Annotated in this window: 13 protein-coding genes; 1 reads left to right on the top strand and 12 read right to left on the bottom strand. The window is 72.2% G+C overall.

Annotated features, from left to right (window positions below; translation table 11 throughout):
* Position 1: 1 nt before the first annotated feature.
* The 4 genes from D0Z06_RS15520 to D0Z06_RS15505 are packed head-to-tail and all read right to left on the bottom strand — an operon-like array spanning position 2 to position 3,534.
* On the bottom strand, positions 2–793 hold the full coding sequence (locus D0Z06_RS15520; protein ID WP_199522342.1) for an SDR family oxidoreductase: 792 nt from the start codon (positions 791–793) through the stop codon (positions 2–4).
* On the bottom strand, positions 786–1,877 hold the full coding sequence (locus D0Z06_RS15515) for an NAD(P)H-dependent flavin oxidoreductase (protein ID WP_233517722.1): 1,092 nt from the start codon (positions 1,875–1,877) through the stop codon (positions 786–788). The genes D0Z06_RS15520 and D0Z06_RS15515 overlap by 8 nt, the downstream gene beginning before the upstream one ends.
* Complete coding sequence (locus tag D0Z06_RS15510; protein ID WP_117378459.1) at positions 1,874–2,671, bottom strand: CoA-transferase subunit beta; 798 nt, start codon at positions 2,669–2,671, stop codon at positions 1,874–1,876. The genes D0Z06_RS15515 and D0Z06_RS15510 overlap by 4 nt, the downstream gene beginning before the upstream one ends.
* Entirely contained in the window at positions 2,668–3,534 is an 867-nt protein-coding gene (locus D0Z06_RS15505; RefSeq protein WP_117378458.1) for a CoA transferase subunit A, read from the bottom strand. The genes D0Z06_RS15510 and D0Z06_RS15505 overlap by 4 nt, the downstream gene beginning before the upstream one ends.
* A gap of 211 nt (positions 3,535–3,745) precedes the next feature.
* On the opposite strand from D0Z06_RS15505, the gene D0Z06_RS15500 reads away from it, so the two are divergent.
* A complete protein-coding gene (locus tag D0Z06_RS15500; protein ID WP_117378457.1) occupies positions 3,746–5,338 on the top strand; it encodes a FadD3 family acyl-CoA ligase in 1,593 nt (530 codons plus the stop codon).
* A gap of 271 nt (positions 5,339–5,609) precedes the next feature.
* Here D0Z06_RS15500 and D0Z06_RS15495 read toward each other — a convergent pair whose 3' ends face one another.
* From D0Z06_RS15495 to aceE, 8 genes are all read right to left on the bottom strand, one after another.
* Complete coding sequence (locus D0Z06_RS15495) at positions 5,610–6,449, bottom strand: bifunctional allantoicase/(S)-ureidoglycine aminohydrolase (protein WP_117378455.1); 840 nt, start codon at positions 6,447–6,449, stop codon at positions 5,610–5,612.
* Between the two features lie 157 nt (positions 6,450–6,606).
* Entirely contained in the window at positions 6,607–7,863 is a 1,257-nt protein-coding gene (locus tag D0Z06_RS15490) for a DUF6986 family protein (RefSeq protein ID WP_117378453.1), read from the bottom strand.
* 31 nt (positions 7,864–7,894) lie between these two features.
* A complete protein-coding gene (aceB, locus tag D0Z06_RS15485) occupies positions 7,895–9,484 on the bottom strand; it encodes a malate synthase A (RefSeq protein WP_117378451.1) in 1,590 nt (529 codons plus the stop codon).
* A 112-nt stretch (positions 9,485–9,596) separates the two neighbouring features.
* Positions 9,597–10,088, bottom strand: a complete 492-nt coding sequence (gene bcp, locus D0Z06_RS15480) for a thioredoxin-dependent thiol peroxidase (RefSeq protein ID WP_117378449.1) — start codon at positions 10,086–10,088, stop codon at positions 9,597–9,599.
* A gap of 45 nt (positions 10,089–10,133) precedes the next feature.
* Positions 10,134–11,846 (bottom strand): NAD-dependent malic enzyme, encoded by a 1,713-nt coding sequence (locus D0Z06_RS15475; protein WP_117378447.1) that lies wholly within the window; start codon positions 11,844–11,846, stop codon positions 10,134–10,136.
* A gap of 86 nt (positions 11,847–11,932) precedes the next feature.
* Positions 11,933–13,756, bottom strand: coding sequence for a dihydrolipoyl dehydrogenase (gene lpdA / locus D0Z06_RS15470; RefSeq protein ID WP_117378538.1), 1,824 nt, complete (start codon positions 13,754–13,756; stop codon positions 11,933–11,935).
* Positions 13,757–13,817: 61 nt separating this feature from the next.
* On the bottom strand, positions 13,818–15,149 hold the full coding sequence (gene aceF, locus D0Z06_RS15465) for a dihydrolipoyllysine-residue acetyltransferase (protein ID WP_233517731.1): 1,332 nt from the start codon (positions 15,147–15,149) through the stop codon (positions 13,818–13,820).
* A 4-nt stretch (positions 15,150–15,153) separates the two neighbouring features.
* Positions 15,154–17,832 (bottom strand): pyruvate dehydrogenase (acetyl-transferring), homodimeric type, encoded by a 2,679-nt coding sequence (gene aceE, locus D0Z06_RS15460; protein WP_117378445.1) that lies wholly within the window; start codon positions 17,830–17,832, stop codon positions 15,154–15,156.
* Positions 17,833–17,868: the final 36 nt, after the last annotated feature.

Raw genomic sequence — 17,868 nt, 5'->3', positions numbered from 1 at the left:
CTCATGGGTGCTGGCTGCTGACGGACACGACCTCGCCGGTCATGTAGCTGGAGTAGTCGCTGGCCAGGAAAGCGATGACGTTGGCGACCTCCCACGGCTCGGCCGCGCGGCCGAACGCCTCGGAGTCGCTGAGCCGGTCCAGCAGCTCATCGCTGGTCACCTTGGCCAGGAACGCGTGCATGGCGATGCTGGGGGCCACGGCGTTGACGCGGACACCCTGCCGAGCGACGTCCATGGCGGTGCAGCGGGTCAGCGCCATGACGCCGGCCTTGGCCGCGGCGTAGTGGGCCTGCCCCTGCTGAGCGCGCCAGCCGACGACCGAGGCGTTGTTGACGATGACGCCCGAGCCTTGGTCGACCATGTGTCGCACCACCTCCCGGGTCATCCGGAAGGTGCCGGTGAGCGTCACGTCGAGGACCGAGGACCACTGGTCGTCGGTCATCTCCAGGATGCTCGCCGTCCCGCCGAGGCCGGCGTTGTTGACCAGCACGTCGAGCGAGCCGAACGCGGCGAGGGCGCCCTCGACGAGGGCCGTCACCTGCACCTGGTCGGTGACGTCGCACGGGATGGCGACGACGTCCGCGTCGAACTCCTTCGCCAGGAGTTCGGCGGTCTCGGCCAGCCGGCGCTCGTGCCGGTCGCTGATCGCAACACGGGCGCCCTCCTCCAGGCAGCGGCGGGCGGTGGCCGAGCCGATTCCCGTGCCGGCCGCGGCGGTGATCAGGACCGTCTTCCCGGCCAGCAGGCTGTGACCGGCCGGCGGAGCGGGAACGGACACGCAGGGGTCAGACACCGGCCACCTCCTGGGTGGGAGCGGTCAGGCCGGTGAGCACCTCGGAGGCCTGGGCGACGATGCGGTCGACGAGCTCCGCGCAGCTGGGCAGGTCGTCGATCAGGCCGGCGACCTGGCCGCTGGCCAGGCTGCCGACGTCGACGCGGCCGTCGACCATGCCGGTGCGGATCATCATCGGGGTGTTGGCGGCCATGAGCACCTGGTCCCACGAGAGCTCACGGTTCTTCCGCATGGCCAGTCCCTCGCGGACGATCGCCGGCCAGGAGCCGCCGGTCTCCCGCTTGAGGGCGACGGCACTGCGCACCGACGACGGCAGCCGGGACAGCCGCCGACCCGCGGTGAGTTGCTCGACCATCGGCGTGCGCAGCACCCGCTGCGGCACGCCGTCGATGGCGTCGGTGACCACGGTGCCGTCGACCCCGGCGTCCAGGTAGGCCTGCTTGACCTGCGCCGGGACGGTGGAGTCGGACGTGAGCAGGAAGCGGGTGCCCATGGCGATGCCCTCGGCGCCGTACGCCAGGGCGGCGACCAGTCCGCGGCCGTCGAAGAACCCACCCGCGGCGATCACCGGGATGTCGACGGCGTCGACGACCTGCGGCAGCAGCAGGGAGGTGGCGACCTGGCCGGTGTGCCCACCGCCCTCGCCGCCCTGCACGAGCACCGCGTCGGCGCCCATGGCCTGCACCTTCTCGGCGTGCCGGCGGGCGCCGATCGAGGGGATGACGACGATGCCGGCGTCCTTGAGCACGCCGATGACGTCGGCCTTGGGGGCGAGGGCGAAGGAAGCGACCCGCACGTCTTCGCGGATCAGCGTCCGCGCACGGTCCATCGCGTCGGGCGCGTCCCCGCGGATGTTCACGCCGAATGGCGCGTCGGTGCGCTCCTTGACGGTGCGGATGGCGACGAGCATGTCGTCGGCCGACAGGGTCGCGCTGGCGATGATGCCCAACCCGCCGGCGGCGGTGGTGGCGGCGGTGAGTTCGGGCCCGGAGACCCAGCCCATGCCGGTCTGCACGACCGGGTAGCGGACGCCGGTCAGCTCGGTGAGCCGGGTGCGCAGCCGTGGGTGCGGGGTGACCGTCACGCGCGGACCTCCTTGTCCCGCAGACCGCGCGGGTCGACGACCTCGCGGATGATCCGGAGCTCCTCGGCGGTCGGCAGACGGCTCTCGGGCACCTCGGCCGGCACGTCGAGCGCGAAGCCGGTGGCCTCGACCACCTGGTCGACGGTGACCCCTGGGTGCACCGAGGCCAGCCGCATGGCGCGCTCCGGACCGCTGAAGTCGAGCACGGCGAGGTTGGTGACCACCCGGCGGATCTCCACGTCCCGCTCGACGTCCCCGCCCTCGGCCCGGGCCCGGTCGTACCCGACGCCGGCGACCATGTCGACGTGCTCCACGAACACCCGGGTCGAGTGCTTCGGGATCCAGTAGCTGGTCGGGTGGTTGACCGTGTTGCCCGGCGCGCCACGCACGCCCAGCAGCTGCCGGCTGGGACGGGCGAACTCGCCCAGCGCGGAGATGTTGGCGTTGCCGAACCGGTCCACCTGGCTCGGGCTCATCATCACGTGCCGCTTGCCCGACCAGAGGATGTCGAAGATCCGGCGGAACGGGACGTAGCCCTCGACCCGGTCGAGCGGCGGCGTCTCGCCGATGGCCCAGGTACCGGTGTACAGCCGGGATTCGCCGTCGGAGAGCAGCAGATCCGGCTCGAAGGTGGCGCGGGCGGTGCGGGCCGCGATCGTGGGCACCGTCATCATCGGACTGGCCAGGATCTCGCCGTCGCCGCGCCATGCGTCGGCACACGCGGCGATGCAGACCTCGGCGCGGGTGACCGTGGCCGGGTCGACCTCGGTACGGACGTCGGTCTGCACGCTCATCGCACTGCCTCCAAGGCGTTCGCGGTCACAGCGGCCTGGTAGGCCTGCTCGTCGCCGGACAGATAGCGGTCGTGGAACGCGGCCCAGGTCTCGGGGTCACGAGCGGCCTGCACGTACTCGCGCTGGAACGCCTCGTCCCGGCCGTAGTCCGGCTCGCAGGTGGTGAAGTGCGCGCCGTTGGGGGCTTCCACGACGCCGGCGACCTCCGAGCGGCGGATCAGCAGCGACTGCACCGGACCGGCCGCGGTCAGCTCCGCGGTCGGCACGACCCGCTCGCAGGACAGGTAAGCGCGCCCGGCCGCCCCGCAGAACAGGTCGTCGAAGTAGGCGTCGGGCCCGAGGTACTGGCCGTTGCCGGCGGCGTCGGCGCGATTCAGATGCACCAGGGCGGCGTCCAGGGGCAGCGCCGGCACGGCCACGTACTCGGTGGCGTCCTCGTAGGGCGAGGTCACCCGCTTCAGGTCCGGGTTGACCGTCAGGACGTCGGAACCCAGACCCGACCGCAGCGGCAGGAACGACAGCCGGGACGCCGCGGCGTACAGCCCCCACTGGAGCATGCCCTCGTCCCACTCGCTCACGGTCACCGTGCCGTTCTGGCGGGCGGCCTGGAAGTGCGGCTCCAGCGGCACGGAGTCCAGCGAGACGAACCCGAAGACGAGGTGCTTCACCTTGCCGGCGGCCAGGAGCAGACCCACGTCGGGCCCGCCGTAGGAGACGATGGTCAGGTCCTGCAGGTCCGAGCGGCAGATCGCGCGCACCAGCGACATCGGCTTGCGCCGCGACCCCCATCCCCCGATCCCGATGGTCATGCCCGAGCGCAGCTCGGCAACCACCTCGTCCTCGGTCATCCGCTTGTCGGTCACCGGTCCCCTTCCTCGATACCGCCAGCCGTCCACCGGACCGTAGGAACCGGACCGCGACAGGGTCGGGCGCCGGACCGGTGAGTGGGCGTGGTGGGCATCTTGGGCACCAGAGGACGTGATGGCCCCGATCGCGCCCACTGAGCGGGACCTGCACCGAGCAGGGCCGCAGCCGCCCTACCGTGATCACTCCCCGATCCCCTCCGGAGGTGTCATGGGTGCGTCCGCCGAGAACACCGTCCCCGCACTGCTGCGTCGGATGGCGGCCGCCCGCCCCCACGCCGAAGCGGTGGTCACCAGCACGGTCCGCTGGACCTACGCAGACCTGCTCGACCAGGTCCGCACGGTGGCCGCTGCGTTGCTGCACCGTGGAGTGCGTCCCGGTGACCGGGTGGCGATCTGGGCGCCGAACTCGGAGCGGTGGGTGGCCGCGGCGCTGGCGCTGCAGCACCTCGGCGTCGCCGTGGTTCCGGTGAACACCCGGTACAAGGGCGAGGAGGCGCGCGATCTACTGGCCCGCACCCGCGCGGTCGCGTTGCTGACCGAGTCCGGCTTCCTCGGCCTGGACTACGCGGCGATGCTGGGCGCCGACGGGACGGCACCGGTGCCCGGATTGCCTGCGCTGCGACTGCTGGTCGAGCTGGGGAACGCGCCAACGCCGGGCGCGATCGGCTGGACCCAGCTCACCGCCACCGTCGATGACGCAGGGCGGGCCGAGGCCGACCGCGTGGCCGACGAGGTGACGCCGGGTGCGATCAGCTCGATCCTGTTCACCTCCGGGACGACCGGCCGGCCCAAGGGCGCCATGCTCGGGCAAGGACAGCTGTTGGAGGTGTTCGCCGCCTACGCGCGCGGGCTCGGCGTGGGTCCGGACGACCGCGCCCTGGCCGCCAACCCGTTCTTCCACACGTTCGGTTACGCGGCAGGCATCCTCACCTGCCTGCTCGCCGGCGCCACCCTGGTGCCCCTGCCGCAGTTCGACCCGGCGCAGGTCCTGGAGATCATCGAGCGGGAGCGGATCACCTGGCTGCCGGGGCCGCCGACGGTCTACGCGATGCTCATGGACTCCCCCGCCCGCCCGGGCCGGGACACGGGCTCCCTGCGCTTGGCGGTCACCGGCGCGTCGGTGGTCCCCGGAGAGCTGATCCGGCGGATGCGGGCCGATCTCGGCTTCCGGCAGGTCCTGACCGCCTACGGGCTCACCGAGTCCAGCGGCACGGTGACCATGTGCTCCCTCGATGATCCCGACGAGGTGGTGGAGCAGACCAGCGGCCGGCCGCTGCCCGGTGTGCAGGTGGAGATCCGCGATCAGGCCGGTGGAGTCTGTCCGCCCGGCACGCCCGGGGAGATCTGCGTCCGCGGCACCAACGTCATGACCGGCTACCTCGACGACCCGGAGGCCACCGCGGAAGCTGTCGATCCGGACGGCTGGCTGCACACCGGGGACGTCGGCTTCCTCGACGACGCCGGCTACCTGCACATCACCGACCGGCTCAAGGACATGTTCATCGTCGGCGGCTTCAACGCCTACCCGGCCGAGATCGAGCGCATCATGACCCAGCACCCCGCCGTGTCCCAGGCCGCGGTGGTCGGCGTGCCCGACCTCCGGCTGGGCGAGGTCGGCCGCGCCTACGTCATCCCGCGTCGCGGCGAGTCCCCTTCCTCCGACGCTCTCATCGCCTGGTGCCGGGAGCGCATGGCCAACTACAAGGTGCCGCGCGAGGTCGTCGTCACCGACGACCTGCCGCGGAACGCCGCCGGCAAGATCTCCAAGGTCGACCTGCGGGGCCGGGCGGGTCACGTGTGACAGCGGTTCCCGGCGGCCTCGGGGTCGGGGTAGCCGGCGTCAGCCGACCGGCCGGCGGCGTCAACGGCGGTGACCGCGGCCGGAGCCCCGGCGGTGGCGGCGTCCGGCGCTGCTCGCATGGTTCCAGGGGGACCTGGTGCTCGCCAGCAACGAACCTCCCGAAGCCCTGCAGCGCCGCACGAGCGCTTCCGGTCACTGCCCCGATCCGGGCAGAGACCTCGGTGGCCCGTCGCGCTGCTGCGGCTCAACGCGACGGGCCACCTGCGCGGGATCAGACGAACTGCCGGCTCAACTGCACGTGCCGGTTGACGTCCTTGTACAGCAGGTACCGGAAGCGACCGGGGCCACCGGCGTAACAGGCCTGCGGACAGAACGCACGCAGCCACATGAAGTCCCCGGCCTCGACCTCGACCCAGTCCTGGTTGAGGAGGTAGACGGCCTTGCCCTCCAGGACGTAGAGCCCGTGCTCCATCACGTGCGTCTCCGGGAACGGGATCACGCCCCCGGGCTCGAAGTTGACGATGTTGACGTGCATGTCGTGCCGCACGTCGGTCTGGTCGACGAAGCGGGTCGTCGTCCACGCGCCGCCGGTGTCGGGCATCGGGAGCGGCTCCACGTCGCGCTCGTTGGTCACGAACGCCTCCGGCACGTCGATCCCGTCGACCCGCTGGTACGCCTTGCGGATCCAGTGGAAGCGAGCCGGCTCGGCCTCCTCGTTGTGCAGGGTCCATGCCGCACCCGGAGGGAGGAAGGCGTAGCCACCCGGCTCGAGCCGGTGCGACGCCTCGCCGATCGTCAGTAGGAGGACGCCCTCGACGACGAAGAGGACCGCCTCGGCCGACGGGTCGGACTCGGGCTGGCGGCTGCCGCCTCCCGACGAGACCTCCACGATGTACTGGGAGAAGGTCTCGGCGAACCCCGAGAGCGGGCGCGCGATGACCCACAACCGCGTCCCCTCCCAGAAGGGGAGGTTGCTGGTGACGATGTCGGTCATCGTCGCCTTGGGCAGCACGGCGTAGGCCTCGGTGAACATGGCCCGATTGGTCGTGAGCTCGGTCTGCCCCGGCAGACCACCACGAGGGGCGAAGTACGGGTTCCTGGTCGCTGTCATGCTGGCTGTCCTTCCTGAGAATCCGCCGGAGCGGCTCGGTCCTGGCGTCGCTGGCGTCGATCGAACTCCTCGCACGCCGCCACCGACGAGGCGGCCGCGCCGCCACGTGCTCCGGACGACGCCGTGGGGCCGCAGGTCGGCGTAGGGCTCGGTCAGGTCACACCGGGACACGTCGGGCGAGCCCCTCCAGCTCGGCGCGGTCGACGCCCGTCCCGTCGGTGGCTTCCTGCGGCGTCACCGCGCCGCAGTCGATCCCGCGCAGGATGGCGCCCGCGAGGGCTTGCGCCGTGGCGGGCTCGTCCATGACCCCGCCTTCCACGCGGCCGAGGTAGGCCCTGATCCGTGCCGCGGTCGCCGGCAGGCTGGCCCGGAAGAAGCAGTAGGTGGCCAGGTAGCGGGTCGGCAGGTGTCCGGGGTGCATGTCCCAGCCCTGGTAGTAGCCGCGTTCCAGGGAGCGCGCCACGAGCCGGGCGTGGAGGCGCCAGGCCGCGTGCACTGCGTCCTGGTCACCCGTCGGGAGCACGTTGGTCGACCCATCGGAGAGATGAACGCCGGTACCGGCCGCAGCCACCTGCATCACCGACTTGGCGTGGTCGGCCGCCGGGTGTTCCAGGCTCTGGGAGGCGGCGGTGATCCCGAGTCCGGCGCTGTAGTCGTAGGTGCCGTAGTGCAGCCCCGTGCAGCGCCCGTCCGCCGCCGCGATCATGCGCGCGACGGTGGCGGTCCCGTCCGCGGCGAGGATGGCCTGCGAGGTCTCCACCTGGATCTCGAACCGCAGCCTGCCGACAGGCAGGCCATGTGCCTGCTCCAGCCGGGCGCAGACCTCCACCATGGCCTCGACCTGCGCCACCGAGGTCACCTTCGGCAGGGTCACGACGAACCCCTCCGGCAGGCCGCCGGACGTGAGGAGCCCGCCGACGACGAGGTCGAGCGTGCGCAGGCCACGCCGGCGGGTCGGCGCCTCGAAGCTCTTGAACCGGATGCCCAGGAAGGGCGGCCCATCCTCGGCCCGGGCAGCCGCGGCGAGGGCGGCGGCCACCTCTCCGGCCGCCCGGTCCTCCTCCTCGTCGGAGCGCTGGCCGTAGCCGTCCTCGAAGTCGACGCGCAGGTCCTCGATCGGCTCGCGGCCCAGCTTGGCGCGCACCCGGTCGTAGACGTCGCCCACCAGCTCGACGGGCATGCCCGTGACGTCGGCCAGGACCTCCGCCGTCGGGGCGTGCCGGTCGAGCAGCTCCACGGCCGCTGCGCCCCACTGCCTGTGGGCGTCGGCGGAGAACCGGTCGGCCGGGATGTAGACGGTGTGCACCGGCTGCCGGGTCCCCGGGTTCCCGGGGTACCGCTGCTGGAGCTCCCGATCGGCCTCGGCGAGCCGCTCGTCCAGGACGTCGGCGAGGTCGTCGCTCAGTCGGGTCATCGGCGTGGTCCTTCTCCCGTCGCGCCGCGCATCAGTCGACGACCTCGTAGGCGGGCAGGGTGAGGAAGTCGGCGAACTCGTCGGCGAGGGCCACGCGCTCGAAGAGGTCGCGGGCCTGCTCGTAGCGCCGGTCGGCCCACCCCTCGCCCACCTGCTGCCGCAACGCGGCCAGCTCCTCGTCGAGGATCTGCCGCACCAGCTCCGGGGTGACCTTCTCCCCCGACTCGAGGACGACGCCGTTGTGCACCCACTGCCAGATCTGGGACCGGGAGATCTCCGCAGTGGCGGCGTCCTCCATCAGGTTGTGGATCCCCACCGCCCCGTTGCCACGCAGCCACGCCTCGAGGTACTGCACGCCCACATCGACGTCGTTCCGCAGGCCGGCGAGGGTCCGGGAGCCCGGGATGCTGGAGACGTCGAGCAGCTGCCGCGCGGTCACCGACACGTCCCGGCGGACGTCGAGCTGGTTGGGCCGGTTCCCGAGCACCTCGTCGAACGCTTCCCGGCAGACCGGGACGAGGTCGGGGTGTGCCACCCATGAACCGTCGAAGCCGTCGCCGGCCTCGCGCTGCTTGTCCTCGCGGACCTTGGCGAACGCGCGCTCGTTGACCTCGGGATCCCTGCGGCTGGGGATGAAGGCCGCCATCCCGCCCATGGCGAAGGCGCCGCGTCGGTGGCAGGTGGCCACCAGCAGGTCGGTGTAGGCCCGCATCAGCGGCGCGGTCATCGTCACGTCGCCGCGGTCCGGGAGCACCATCGACGGTCCGGCGTCCCGGAAGGTCTTGATGACGCTGAACAGGTAGTCCCAGCGACCGGCGTTCAGCCCCGACGCGTGGTCACGTAGCTCGTAGAGGATCTCGTCCATCTCGAAGGCGGCGAGGATCGTCTCGATGAGCACGGTGGCGCGGACGGTGCCGTGCGGGATGCCCAGCTGCGCCTGGGCGAAGGTGAAGACGTCGTTCCAGAGCCTCGCCTCCAGGTGCGATTCCGTCTTCGGTAGGTAGAGGTACGGGCCGCTGCCGCGGTCGATGAGCGCCCGGGCGTTGTGGAAGAAGTAGAGGCCGAAGTCGACCAGCGCACCGGCGGTGGGCGACCCGTCGACGAGGAGGTGTCGCTCGTCGAGGTGCCATCCCCGCGGGCGCACGACGAGCGTTGCCAGCGGGCCGTCCCGGCGCAGCCGGTAGGACCTGCCCCCGGGCACGTCCACGGCGAGGACCCGCCGTACGGCGTCGGCCAGGGTCAGCTGGCCGGCCACGACGTTGCGCCAGTGCGGCGTGTTGGCGTCCTCGAGGTCGGCCAACCACACCTTCGCGCCGGAGTTCAACGCGTTGACGGCCATCTTCGGGTCGGTCGGGCCGGTGATCTCCACCCGCCGGTCGGTGAGATCGGCCGGGGCAGGCGCGACCGTCCACTCGGAACGGCGCACGCGCTCGGTCTCGGGCAGGAAGTCCAGCGCGCCCGTCCGCGCGACCTCCTCGCGGCGCTCGGCCCGCCGGGCGAGCAGCTCGCGGCGCCGGGGCCCGAATCGGCGTTGCAGTTCGGCCACGAACGCGAGCGCCTCGCCGGTGAGCACCTCCTCGCCACGCTCCACCGGATCCCCGGTCACGCGGACGTCGGTCATGGCTCGCACCTCGTCTTCCTGCACGGAGCGGACGGAGGACCACCGGGACCGGGTTGCCGGGTGGCCGGGACGGCGATCGGCCGGAAGGCCGGCTCGCCTCGGGTGGGCGTGGTCATGGCAGCCGGTGTCCCGGTCCTGCCAGGGCGAGGGTGCGGCGCAGTTCGGCCACGTGACCGGTTGCCCGGACGTCGTACATCGCCGCCTCCACCCGGCCCTCCTCGTCGAGGACGACGGTGGACCGGATGACCCCGGTCAGGGTCCTGCCGTCCACCTGCTTCACACCCCAGGCGCCGTAGGCCTCGCACACGGCGTGGTCGCTGTCGGCGAGGAGCGGGAAGGTCAGGGCCTCCTGCTCGCGGAACAGTGCCAGCTTCTGCGGGTCGTCGGGCGAGATGCCCAGGACGGTGTAACCGGCGCCGCGCAGCGAGGCGAGGTTGTCCCGGAAGTCGCAGGCCTCCGTGGTGCAGCCCGGGGTCATGGCCGCCGGGTAGAAGTAGAGGACCGCCTTCCCACCGCGCAGGCTTTCGAGGGACACCTGCTCGCCGTCCGCGGTGGGCAGGGCGAAGTCAGGGGCCGGATCGCCCGGCTGGAGCCGTTTCGACATCGTTCCTCCTGGTTGGTCTCGTGATGGCCGAACGCGGACCGGTGGTCAGATGGCCTCGATCCGCGGGTACTCCGGCCGCCACATCGCGGCGTGCACCTGCTGGACCGGGTCGTGCAGCTCGACCTGGCCCAGGCCCTCGGCCGATGCGGCCTCGGCCACCGCGATGCCGACCGCGGCGGACACCGGCCGCAGGTCGTCGACCGGGGGGAGGAGCGCGGACCCGGGGGTGCCCGCGTCCGAGAGCCGGGCGACCGCGGCGGCTGCCGCGGTGAGCATGCCGGTGCTGACCCGCCGGGCCTTGACCACCGACACCCCCAGTCCCAGGCCGGGGAAGACCAGGGCGTTGTTCGCCTGCGCGATGACGTGCTCCCTGCCGTCGTGGTGCACCGGGGGGAACGGGCTGCCGGTCGCCACCAGGGCACGGCCGTCGGTCCAGGCGATCAGGTCCTCGGGCAGCGCCTCGCACAGGGAGGTGGGGTTGGACAGTGGCAGGATGACCGGTCGCTCGGCGGCGGCCGCCATCGTCCGCACGATCGGCTCGCTGAAGGCGCCCGGCTGGGTCGAGGTGCCGATCAGGATCGTCGGCCGGGCCCGGGTCACGACCTCGTCGAGCCCGATGGACCCGCTGGGTCCGGCCCAGCCGGCCGTCTCGCCGGCGGGGCGGGCGTAGGGAACCTGGAAGTCCCGCAGTTCGGTGGCGCGCTCCTCGGTCAGCAGGCCACGGCTGCCCAGCGCCCAGAACCGCTGCGTCGCCTCCTCGCGGGACAGCCCGTCGGCCACCATGGCGTCGCGGAGCATGTCGGCGATCCCGATCCCCGCCGTCCCGGCGCCGTAGACGACCACCCGCTGGTCGCGCAGCCGCGCGCCGGTCGAGCCCAGCGCGGCGAAGACCGCCGCGAGCACGACCGCCGCGGTTCCCTCCATGTCGTCGTTGAAGGTGCAGCAGGTCTGGTTGTACCGCTCGAGGATCCTCCGGGCGTTGCTCGCCCCGAAGTCCTCCCAGTGCAGCAGGGCGTTGGGGAAGAGCTTGGTCGTCGTGGTCACGAAGGCGTCGATGAAGTCGTCGTAGCGCTGGCCGCGCACCCGGGGGTGCCGGTTCCCGAGGTACATCTCGTCGTCGAGCAGCCGCAGGTTGTCGGTGCCGACGTCGAGCACGACCGGGATGACCCGCCGGGGGTGGATCCCGCCGGCGGCGGTGTAGACGGTCAGCTTGCCGATGGAGATCTGGACCCCTCCGACGCCCTGGTCGCCGATGCCCAGGATCCCCTCGGAGTCGGTGGCGACGATGAGGTCGCAGTCGTCGGGCCCGAGACCGTAGTCGCGCATCGCGCGCTCGATGTCGTCCGGCTCGTCGATGGACAGGAAGACCCCGCGCGGCCGGTTGTAGTCGTGGCTGAAGCGCTCGATGACCTCACCGATCGTGGGGGTGTAGACGATCGGCAGCATCTCCTCCAGGTGCTCGGCGAGCAGCCGGTAGAAGAGGACCTCGTTGCGGTCGCGCAGGCTGGCCAGGTAGACGTGCCTGGCCAGTGCGTCGGGCTGGCTGCGGTACTGCTCGTACGTGCGGCGCACCTGCCCGTCCATCGCCGACACCGCGCTGGGGAGCAGGCCCTCCAGGCCCAACGCCTCCCGCTCGGCTCTGGTGAAGGCCGTGCCGCGGTTGAGCATCGGGTTGCGCAGCACGTCGTTGCCCCGGGCGCGGATGCGCGCGGTCAGGCTGTCGGGCGTACCGACCAGCTCGTAAGGCCGTTCGTACACGTGGTCACTCCTCGTGTTCGGTGTCCACCGGTCGCCGGTCAGGAATCGAGTCGGGCACACGCCGGCACTCCTCCCGCCCCGTGCGGCTAGTGCTTGGTCCGGGGCAGGTACAGGTCGGTGATGGTCCCTTCGAAGGCCTCGGCCGCCATGCCGACGCTCTCCGACAGCGTCGGGTGGGGGTGGACGGTCATCCCGACGTCCCCTGCGTCGGCACCCATCTCGATGGCCAGCGCGGCCTCCGCGATCAGCTCGCCCGCGGTCGGCCCGACCACGCCCGCACCGATCAGCCGGTGGGACCCCGATTCGAAGAGGAGCTTGGTCATGCCCTCGTCCCGCCCGAGGGAGAGCGCCCGCCCGCTGGCCGCCCACGGGAAGACGCCCGTGCCGTACTCCAGGCCCGCCGCCTTGGCGTCGTTCTCGGTGGCGCCCACCCACGCCACCTCGGGATCGGTGTAGGCCACCGACGGGATGACCCGCGCGTCGAAGTAGCTCGGCCGCCCGGTCGCGGCCTCGGCGGCGACCTTGCCTTCATGGGTCGCCTTGTGCGCGAGCATGGGCTGGCCGACGACGTCGCCGATGGCGAAGATGTGCGCCACGTTGGTGCGCAGCTGCTTGTCGACCGGGATGAAGCCCCGGTCGTCGACGATCACCCCCGCGGCGTCGGCGCCGATCAGCTTGCCGTTGGGCTTGCGGCCCACGGCGACCAGGACCTTGTCGAACACGTCCTCGGCGGGCGCGCCGGCGCCCTCGAAGAAGACCCGCAACCCGTCGGAGCCGGCCTCGACGCGAGTCACCTCGGTCGAGAGATGGACGTCCTCGTAGTGCTTGCGGATGCGCTCGGTGAGCGGGGCGACGAGGTCCGCGTCGGCTCCCGGGATGAGCTGGTCCATCAGCTCGACGACGGTGATCCGCGAGCCGAGCGCGGAGTACACCGTCGCCATCTCCAGCCCGATGATCCCGCCACCGAGCACCAGCAGGCGCTGCGGTACGTCGCTGAGCTCCAGGGCTCCCTCCGAGTCGATGACCCGAGGGTCGTCGTGGGGCACGAACGGCAGGGTCACCGGCTCGGAGCCGCAGGCGATGATCGCGGTGTCGAAGCCGACCAGCGTCGTGGACCCGTCTGTTCCGGCCACCTGCAGCTGGCTCGGGGAGACGAAGCGCCCCGTGCCCCGGACCATCGTGACCTTGCGCTGCCGCGCCAGCCCACCGAGGCCGCCGGTGAGCCGCCGGACGACGCCGTCCTTCCAGCCGCGCAGCGCATCCAGGTCGATGCTCGGCGACCCGAACCGCACCCCGGACCCGCTCATCTCCGCCGCCTCGGCGATCACCCGCGCGGCGTGCAGCAGGGCCTTGGACGGGATGCACCCGATGTTGAGGCAGACCCCGCCCAGGGCCTCGCGGGCGTCGACCACCACGACCCGCTTGCCGAGGTCCGCCGCCCGGAACGCCGCGGTGTACCCGCCGGGTCCGGCACCCAGGACCAGGACCTCGGCGTGCAGGTCGCTGTCCCGGTCCGCAGCCGGCCGCGGCGCCGGAGGCCGGCCGTGTGCCGCGGCGCCCCGCTGCGTCGGTCCCTGCTGCGGCGAGGCGTACACCCCGGCCGGGGAGCCGTAGCCGGCCTGGTCGGCGGCGGGAGCCATCGCCTCGGCGGCTTCCTGCGGCAATCCGGCCGGCTGCGGTCCCACCCGGCCGCCGGACAGGCGGAGCACGAGGTCACCAGGGCTGACGCTGTCCCCGACGGAGACCAGCACCTCCTCCACCGTCCCTGCCGCCGGGGCCGGGACGTCCATCGTCGCCTTGTCCGACTCGAGGGTGAGCACGGCCTCGTCGGCGGTGACCTCGTCGCCGGGCGCGACGTGCACCTCGACGACGGAGACCTCGGAGAAGGCGCCGAGGTCGGGGATGCGCATGTCCACGGGGACTCCAGGGCTACGGGAGGAGGCGAGAGGGGCGGGCGGGCCGGTGCAGGCGCTACAGCACCAGCCGGCGCACGTCCTCCAGCAGGTGGCACAGGTGCCGGGTGAAGCGCGCGGCGAGCGCGCCGTCGATCACCCGGTGGTCGTAGGAGAGCGACAGCGGCAGCACGAGCCGGGGGACGAACGCGGTGCCGTCCCACACCGGGGCGGTCCTCGACCGGACGACGCCGAGGATGGCCACTTCGGGGGCGTTGACCAGCGGGGTGAACGCGGTGCCGCCGATGCCGCCGAGGCTGGAGATGGTGAAGCAGCCGCCCTGCAGGTCGGGAGCGGTCAGCTTGCCGTCCCGGGCCCGGGCGGACACCTCGCCGAGCTCGCGGCTCAGCTCCCGGACGCCCTTGCGGTCGACGTCGCGGATGACCGGCACGACCAGGCCGTCGGGGGTGTCGACGGCGACGCCGACGTGGAAGTAGCGCTTGAGGACCAGGGCGTCCTTCTCCGGCGTCAGGCTGCTGTTGAACCGCGGGAACTCGCGGAGCGCCGACACCGTGGCCTTGAGCAGGAACGCCAGCAGGGTGACCCGGTAGCCCTCGGCCCGGGCCTCGACGTCGAGCTCCTTGCGGTAGGCGTCGAGCTCGGTGATGTCGGCGTCGTCGTCGTGGGTGACGTGCGGGACGTTGAGCCAGGAGCGGTGCAGGTGCGGTCCGGAGACCCGCTGGATGCGGGACAGCGGCTCGACCTCGACCGGGCCGAACCTCGAGAAGTCCTGGGGCGGGATCTCCGGGATGCCGCCTCCCGCCGTTGCGGCGGGTGCGGGGGCGGCCTGCTGCGGTCCGCGGACCTCCGTCAGCAGGTCGTCCTTGGTGATCCGGCCCTTGGGCCCCGAGCCGGTCACTCCGGTCAGGTCGACGCCGAGCTCCCGGGCCAGCCGGCGCACGCTGGGACCGGCGTGCACGCCGGCGAAGTCCGGCGCCGCGGCGGTCGCGCTCACCGGCGGGCCACCGGGCGCGACCGGAGGCGCCGCCGCCTCCGCGGAGCGGCGGGCGTGCTCCGTCACGACCTCGGCCGGCTCGTCCTGGTCGACCGTCTCCGCGGCGAGCTGCTCGACCGGGGCGGCCCCGTCGGACCGGTCGAGCAGCAGGATGGGCGACCCGACGTTCACCGTGTCGCCGACGGAGATCCGCAGCTCCCGGACGGTCCCGGCCGCGGGAGCGGGCACCTCCATCGTCGCCTTGTCCGACTCCAGCGTGACCAGCGGGTCCTCGGCCGCGACCGTGTCACCGGGCCCCACGTGGATCTCGATCACCGGGATGTCGGAGAAGTCGCCCAGGTCGGGGACCGTCACTTCGGCGGGCGAGGTCATGTCAGGCCTTCCGGACGAGGGGATGCGGTCAGGCGGTCCACGGCGGCGGGGCCTCCGGGTCGATGCCGTAGCGGCCGATCGCGTCGGCCACCGTCGTCGCCGGGACGGCGCCCTCCGCGGCGAGCGAGGCCAGGGCCGCCACGGCCAGCGCGTGGCGGTCGACCTCGAAGAACCGGCGCAGGTTGCGGCGGTAGTCCGAGCGGCCGTAGCCGTCGGTGCCCAGCACCCGGTAGCTGCCCGGGACGAAGGGGCGGATCTGGTCGGCGAAGGTCCGCACGTAGTCGCTGGCGGCGATCACCGGACCCGGCCGGTCGGCCAGGCACTGCTCGACCCAGCTGCGCCGCGGCGGCTCGGTGGGGTGCAGCAGGTTCCACCGCTCGACCGCCATCCCGTCCCGGCGCAGCTCGGTGAAGCTCGGCGCGCTCCACACGTCGGCGTCCACGCCGAAGTCGGCGGCGAGCAGGTCGGCGGCGGCGATCACCTCGCGCAGGATCGTGCCGCTGCCGAGCAGCTGCACCCGCGGCCGCGCGGCCTTGCGGCTGCGGCCCGACGGCGCGGCCGGCCCCTCGCGCAGCAGGTACAGCCCGCGCAGGATCCCCTCCTGCGAGCCCTCGGGCATTCCCGGGTGCTCGTAGTTCTCGTTCATCAGGGTGAGGTAGTAGAAGACGTCCTCCTGCTCGGCGACCATCCGGCGCAGCCCGTCCTGGACGATCACCGCGACCTCGTAGTGGAAGGTCGGGTCGTAGGAGACGCAGTTGGGGATCGCCGCGGAGAGCAGGTGGCTGTGGCCGTCCTCGTGCTGCAGGCCCTCCCCGTTGAGCGTGGTCCGCCCGGCGGTGGCACCGAGCAGGAAGCCGCGTGCCCGGGAGTCCCCGGCCGCCCAGGCCAGGTCCATGACCCGCTGGAAGCCGAACATCGAGTAGTAGATGTAGAACGGGATCATCGGGGTGTCGCTGAGGCTGTAGGACGTCGCCGCGGCGATCCACGACGACATCGCGCCGGCCTCGTTGATGCCCTCCTGCAGCATCTGCCCGTCCGGCGCCTCCCGGTAGTACATGAGCTGGTCGGCGTCCTGCGGCCGGTAGAGCTGGCCGACCTGGCTGAAGATGCCGAACTGCCGGAACATGCCCTCCATCCCGAAGGTGCGCGACTCGTCGGGCACGATCGGGACCACCCGCCGGCCGATCGCCTTGTCGCGCAGCAGCGTGTTGAGGATCCGGACGAAGGCCATCGTGGTGGAGATCTCCCGGCCCTCGACAGGGACCAGCTGCCCCCCGAAGGCGGAGAGATCCGGCACCTGCAGGGTTTCCGACGACCGGCGCCGCCGGACCGGCATCGACCCGCCCAGCGCCGCCCGGCGCTCACGCAGGTAGCGCATCTCCACGCTGTCCTCCGGGAACCGCAGGAACGGCACCTGCTCGAGCTGCTCGTCGGAGACCGGGATGTCGAAGCGGTCGCGGAACCGGGCCAGCGCCGCGCCCGCGACCTTCTTCTGCTGGTGGGTGATGTTCTGACCCTCGCCGGCCTCGCCCATCCCGTAGCCCTTGACCGTCTTGGCCAGGATCACCGTGGGCCGGCCGACGGTCCGCACCGCGGCGCTGTAGGCGGCGTACACCTTGCTGGGATCGTGCCCGGCCCGGGTGAGCGCCCAGATCTCGTCGTCGGTCATGCCGGCGACCAGCTCGAGCAGCTCCGGGTGCTTGCCGAAGAAGTGCTCCCGGACGTAGGCGCCGTTCTTGGACTTGAAGTCCTGGTACTCCCCGTCGACGCACTCCTCCATCCGCTGGAGCAGCAGGCCGGAGCTGTCCCGGGCGATGAGGGGATCCCAGTTGCTGCCCCAGATCGTCTTGATGACGTTCCACCCGGCGCCGCGGAAGATGCCCTCGAGCTCCTGGATGATCTTGCCGTTGCCGCGCACCGGCCCGTCGAGCCGCTGCAGGTTGCAGTTGACGACGAAGATCAGGTTGTCGAGCTTCTCCCGCGCGGCGAGCGCGATGGCGCCCAGCGACTCCGGCTCGTCGGTCTCCCCGTCGCCGAGGAACGCCCACACCTTGCGGCCCGTGCTGTCGGCCAGCCCGCGGCAGTCCAGGTACTTCAGGAACCGCGCCTGGTAGATGGCCATGATCGGACCGAGGCCCATCGACACGGTCGGCAGCTGCCAGTAGTCCGGCATGAGCCAGGGGTGCGGATAGGACGACAGGCCGCCGCCACCGACCTCCTGGCGGAACCGGAGCAGCTGCTCCTCGCTGAGCCGCCCCTCCAGGAAGGAGCGGGCGTAGATGCCGGGCGAGGAGTGCCCCTGGATGAACAGCAGGTCGCCGCCGTGGGTCTCGGTCGGCGCGTGCCAGAAGTGCTGGAACCCGACGTCGTAGAGGGTCGCCGCCGACTGGAAGCTCGCGATGTGGCCGCCCAGCTCGGAGGACTCCTCGTTCGCCCGCAGCACGATGGCCAGCGCGTTCCAGCGGATGAACGAGCGGATCCGGTGCTCGACCGCGCGGTCGCCCGGGTGCCGGTCCTCCTTCTCCGGCGGGATCGTGTTCAGGTACGGCGTGGTGGCGCTGTAGGGCACGGGTGCGCCCTTGCGGCGGGCCTCAGCGACGACCTGGTCGAGCAGGTGGAACGCCCGTTCGGCACCCTCGAACGCCAGTACCGAGTCCAGCGCGTCGATCCACTCCTGCGTCTCACCCGGATCCAGGTCGTCGAGCACGGAGAGCCTCCATGGTGTGAGCTGAGTCAGCTCGGT

It is taken from the genome of Geodermatophilus marinus (assembly GCF_003428645.1).
GTDB lineage: Bacteria > Actinomycetota > Actinomycetes > Mycobacteriales > Geodermatophilaceae > Geodermatophilus.
This window is presented reverse-complemented; position numbering and strand designations above follow the sequence as displayed.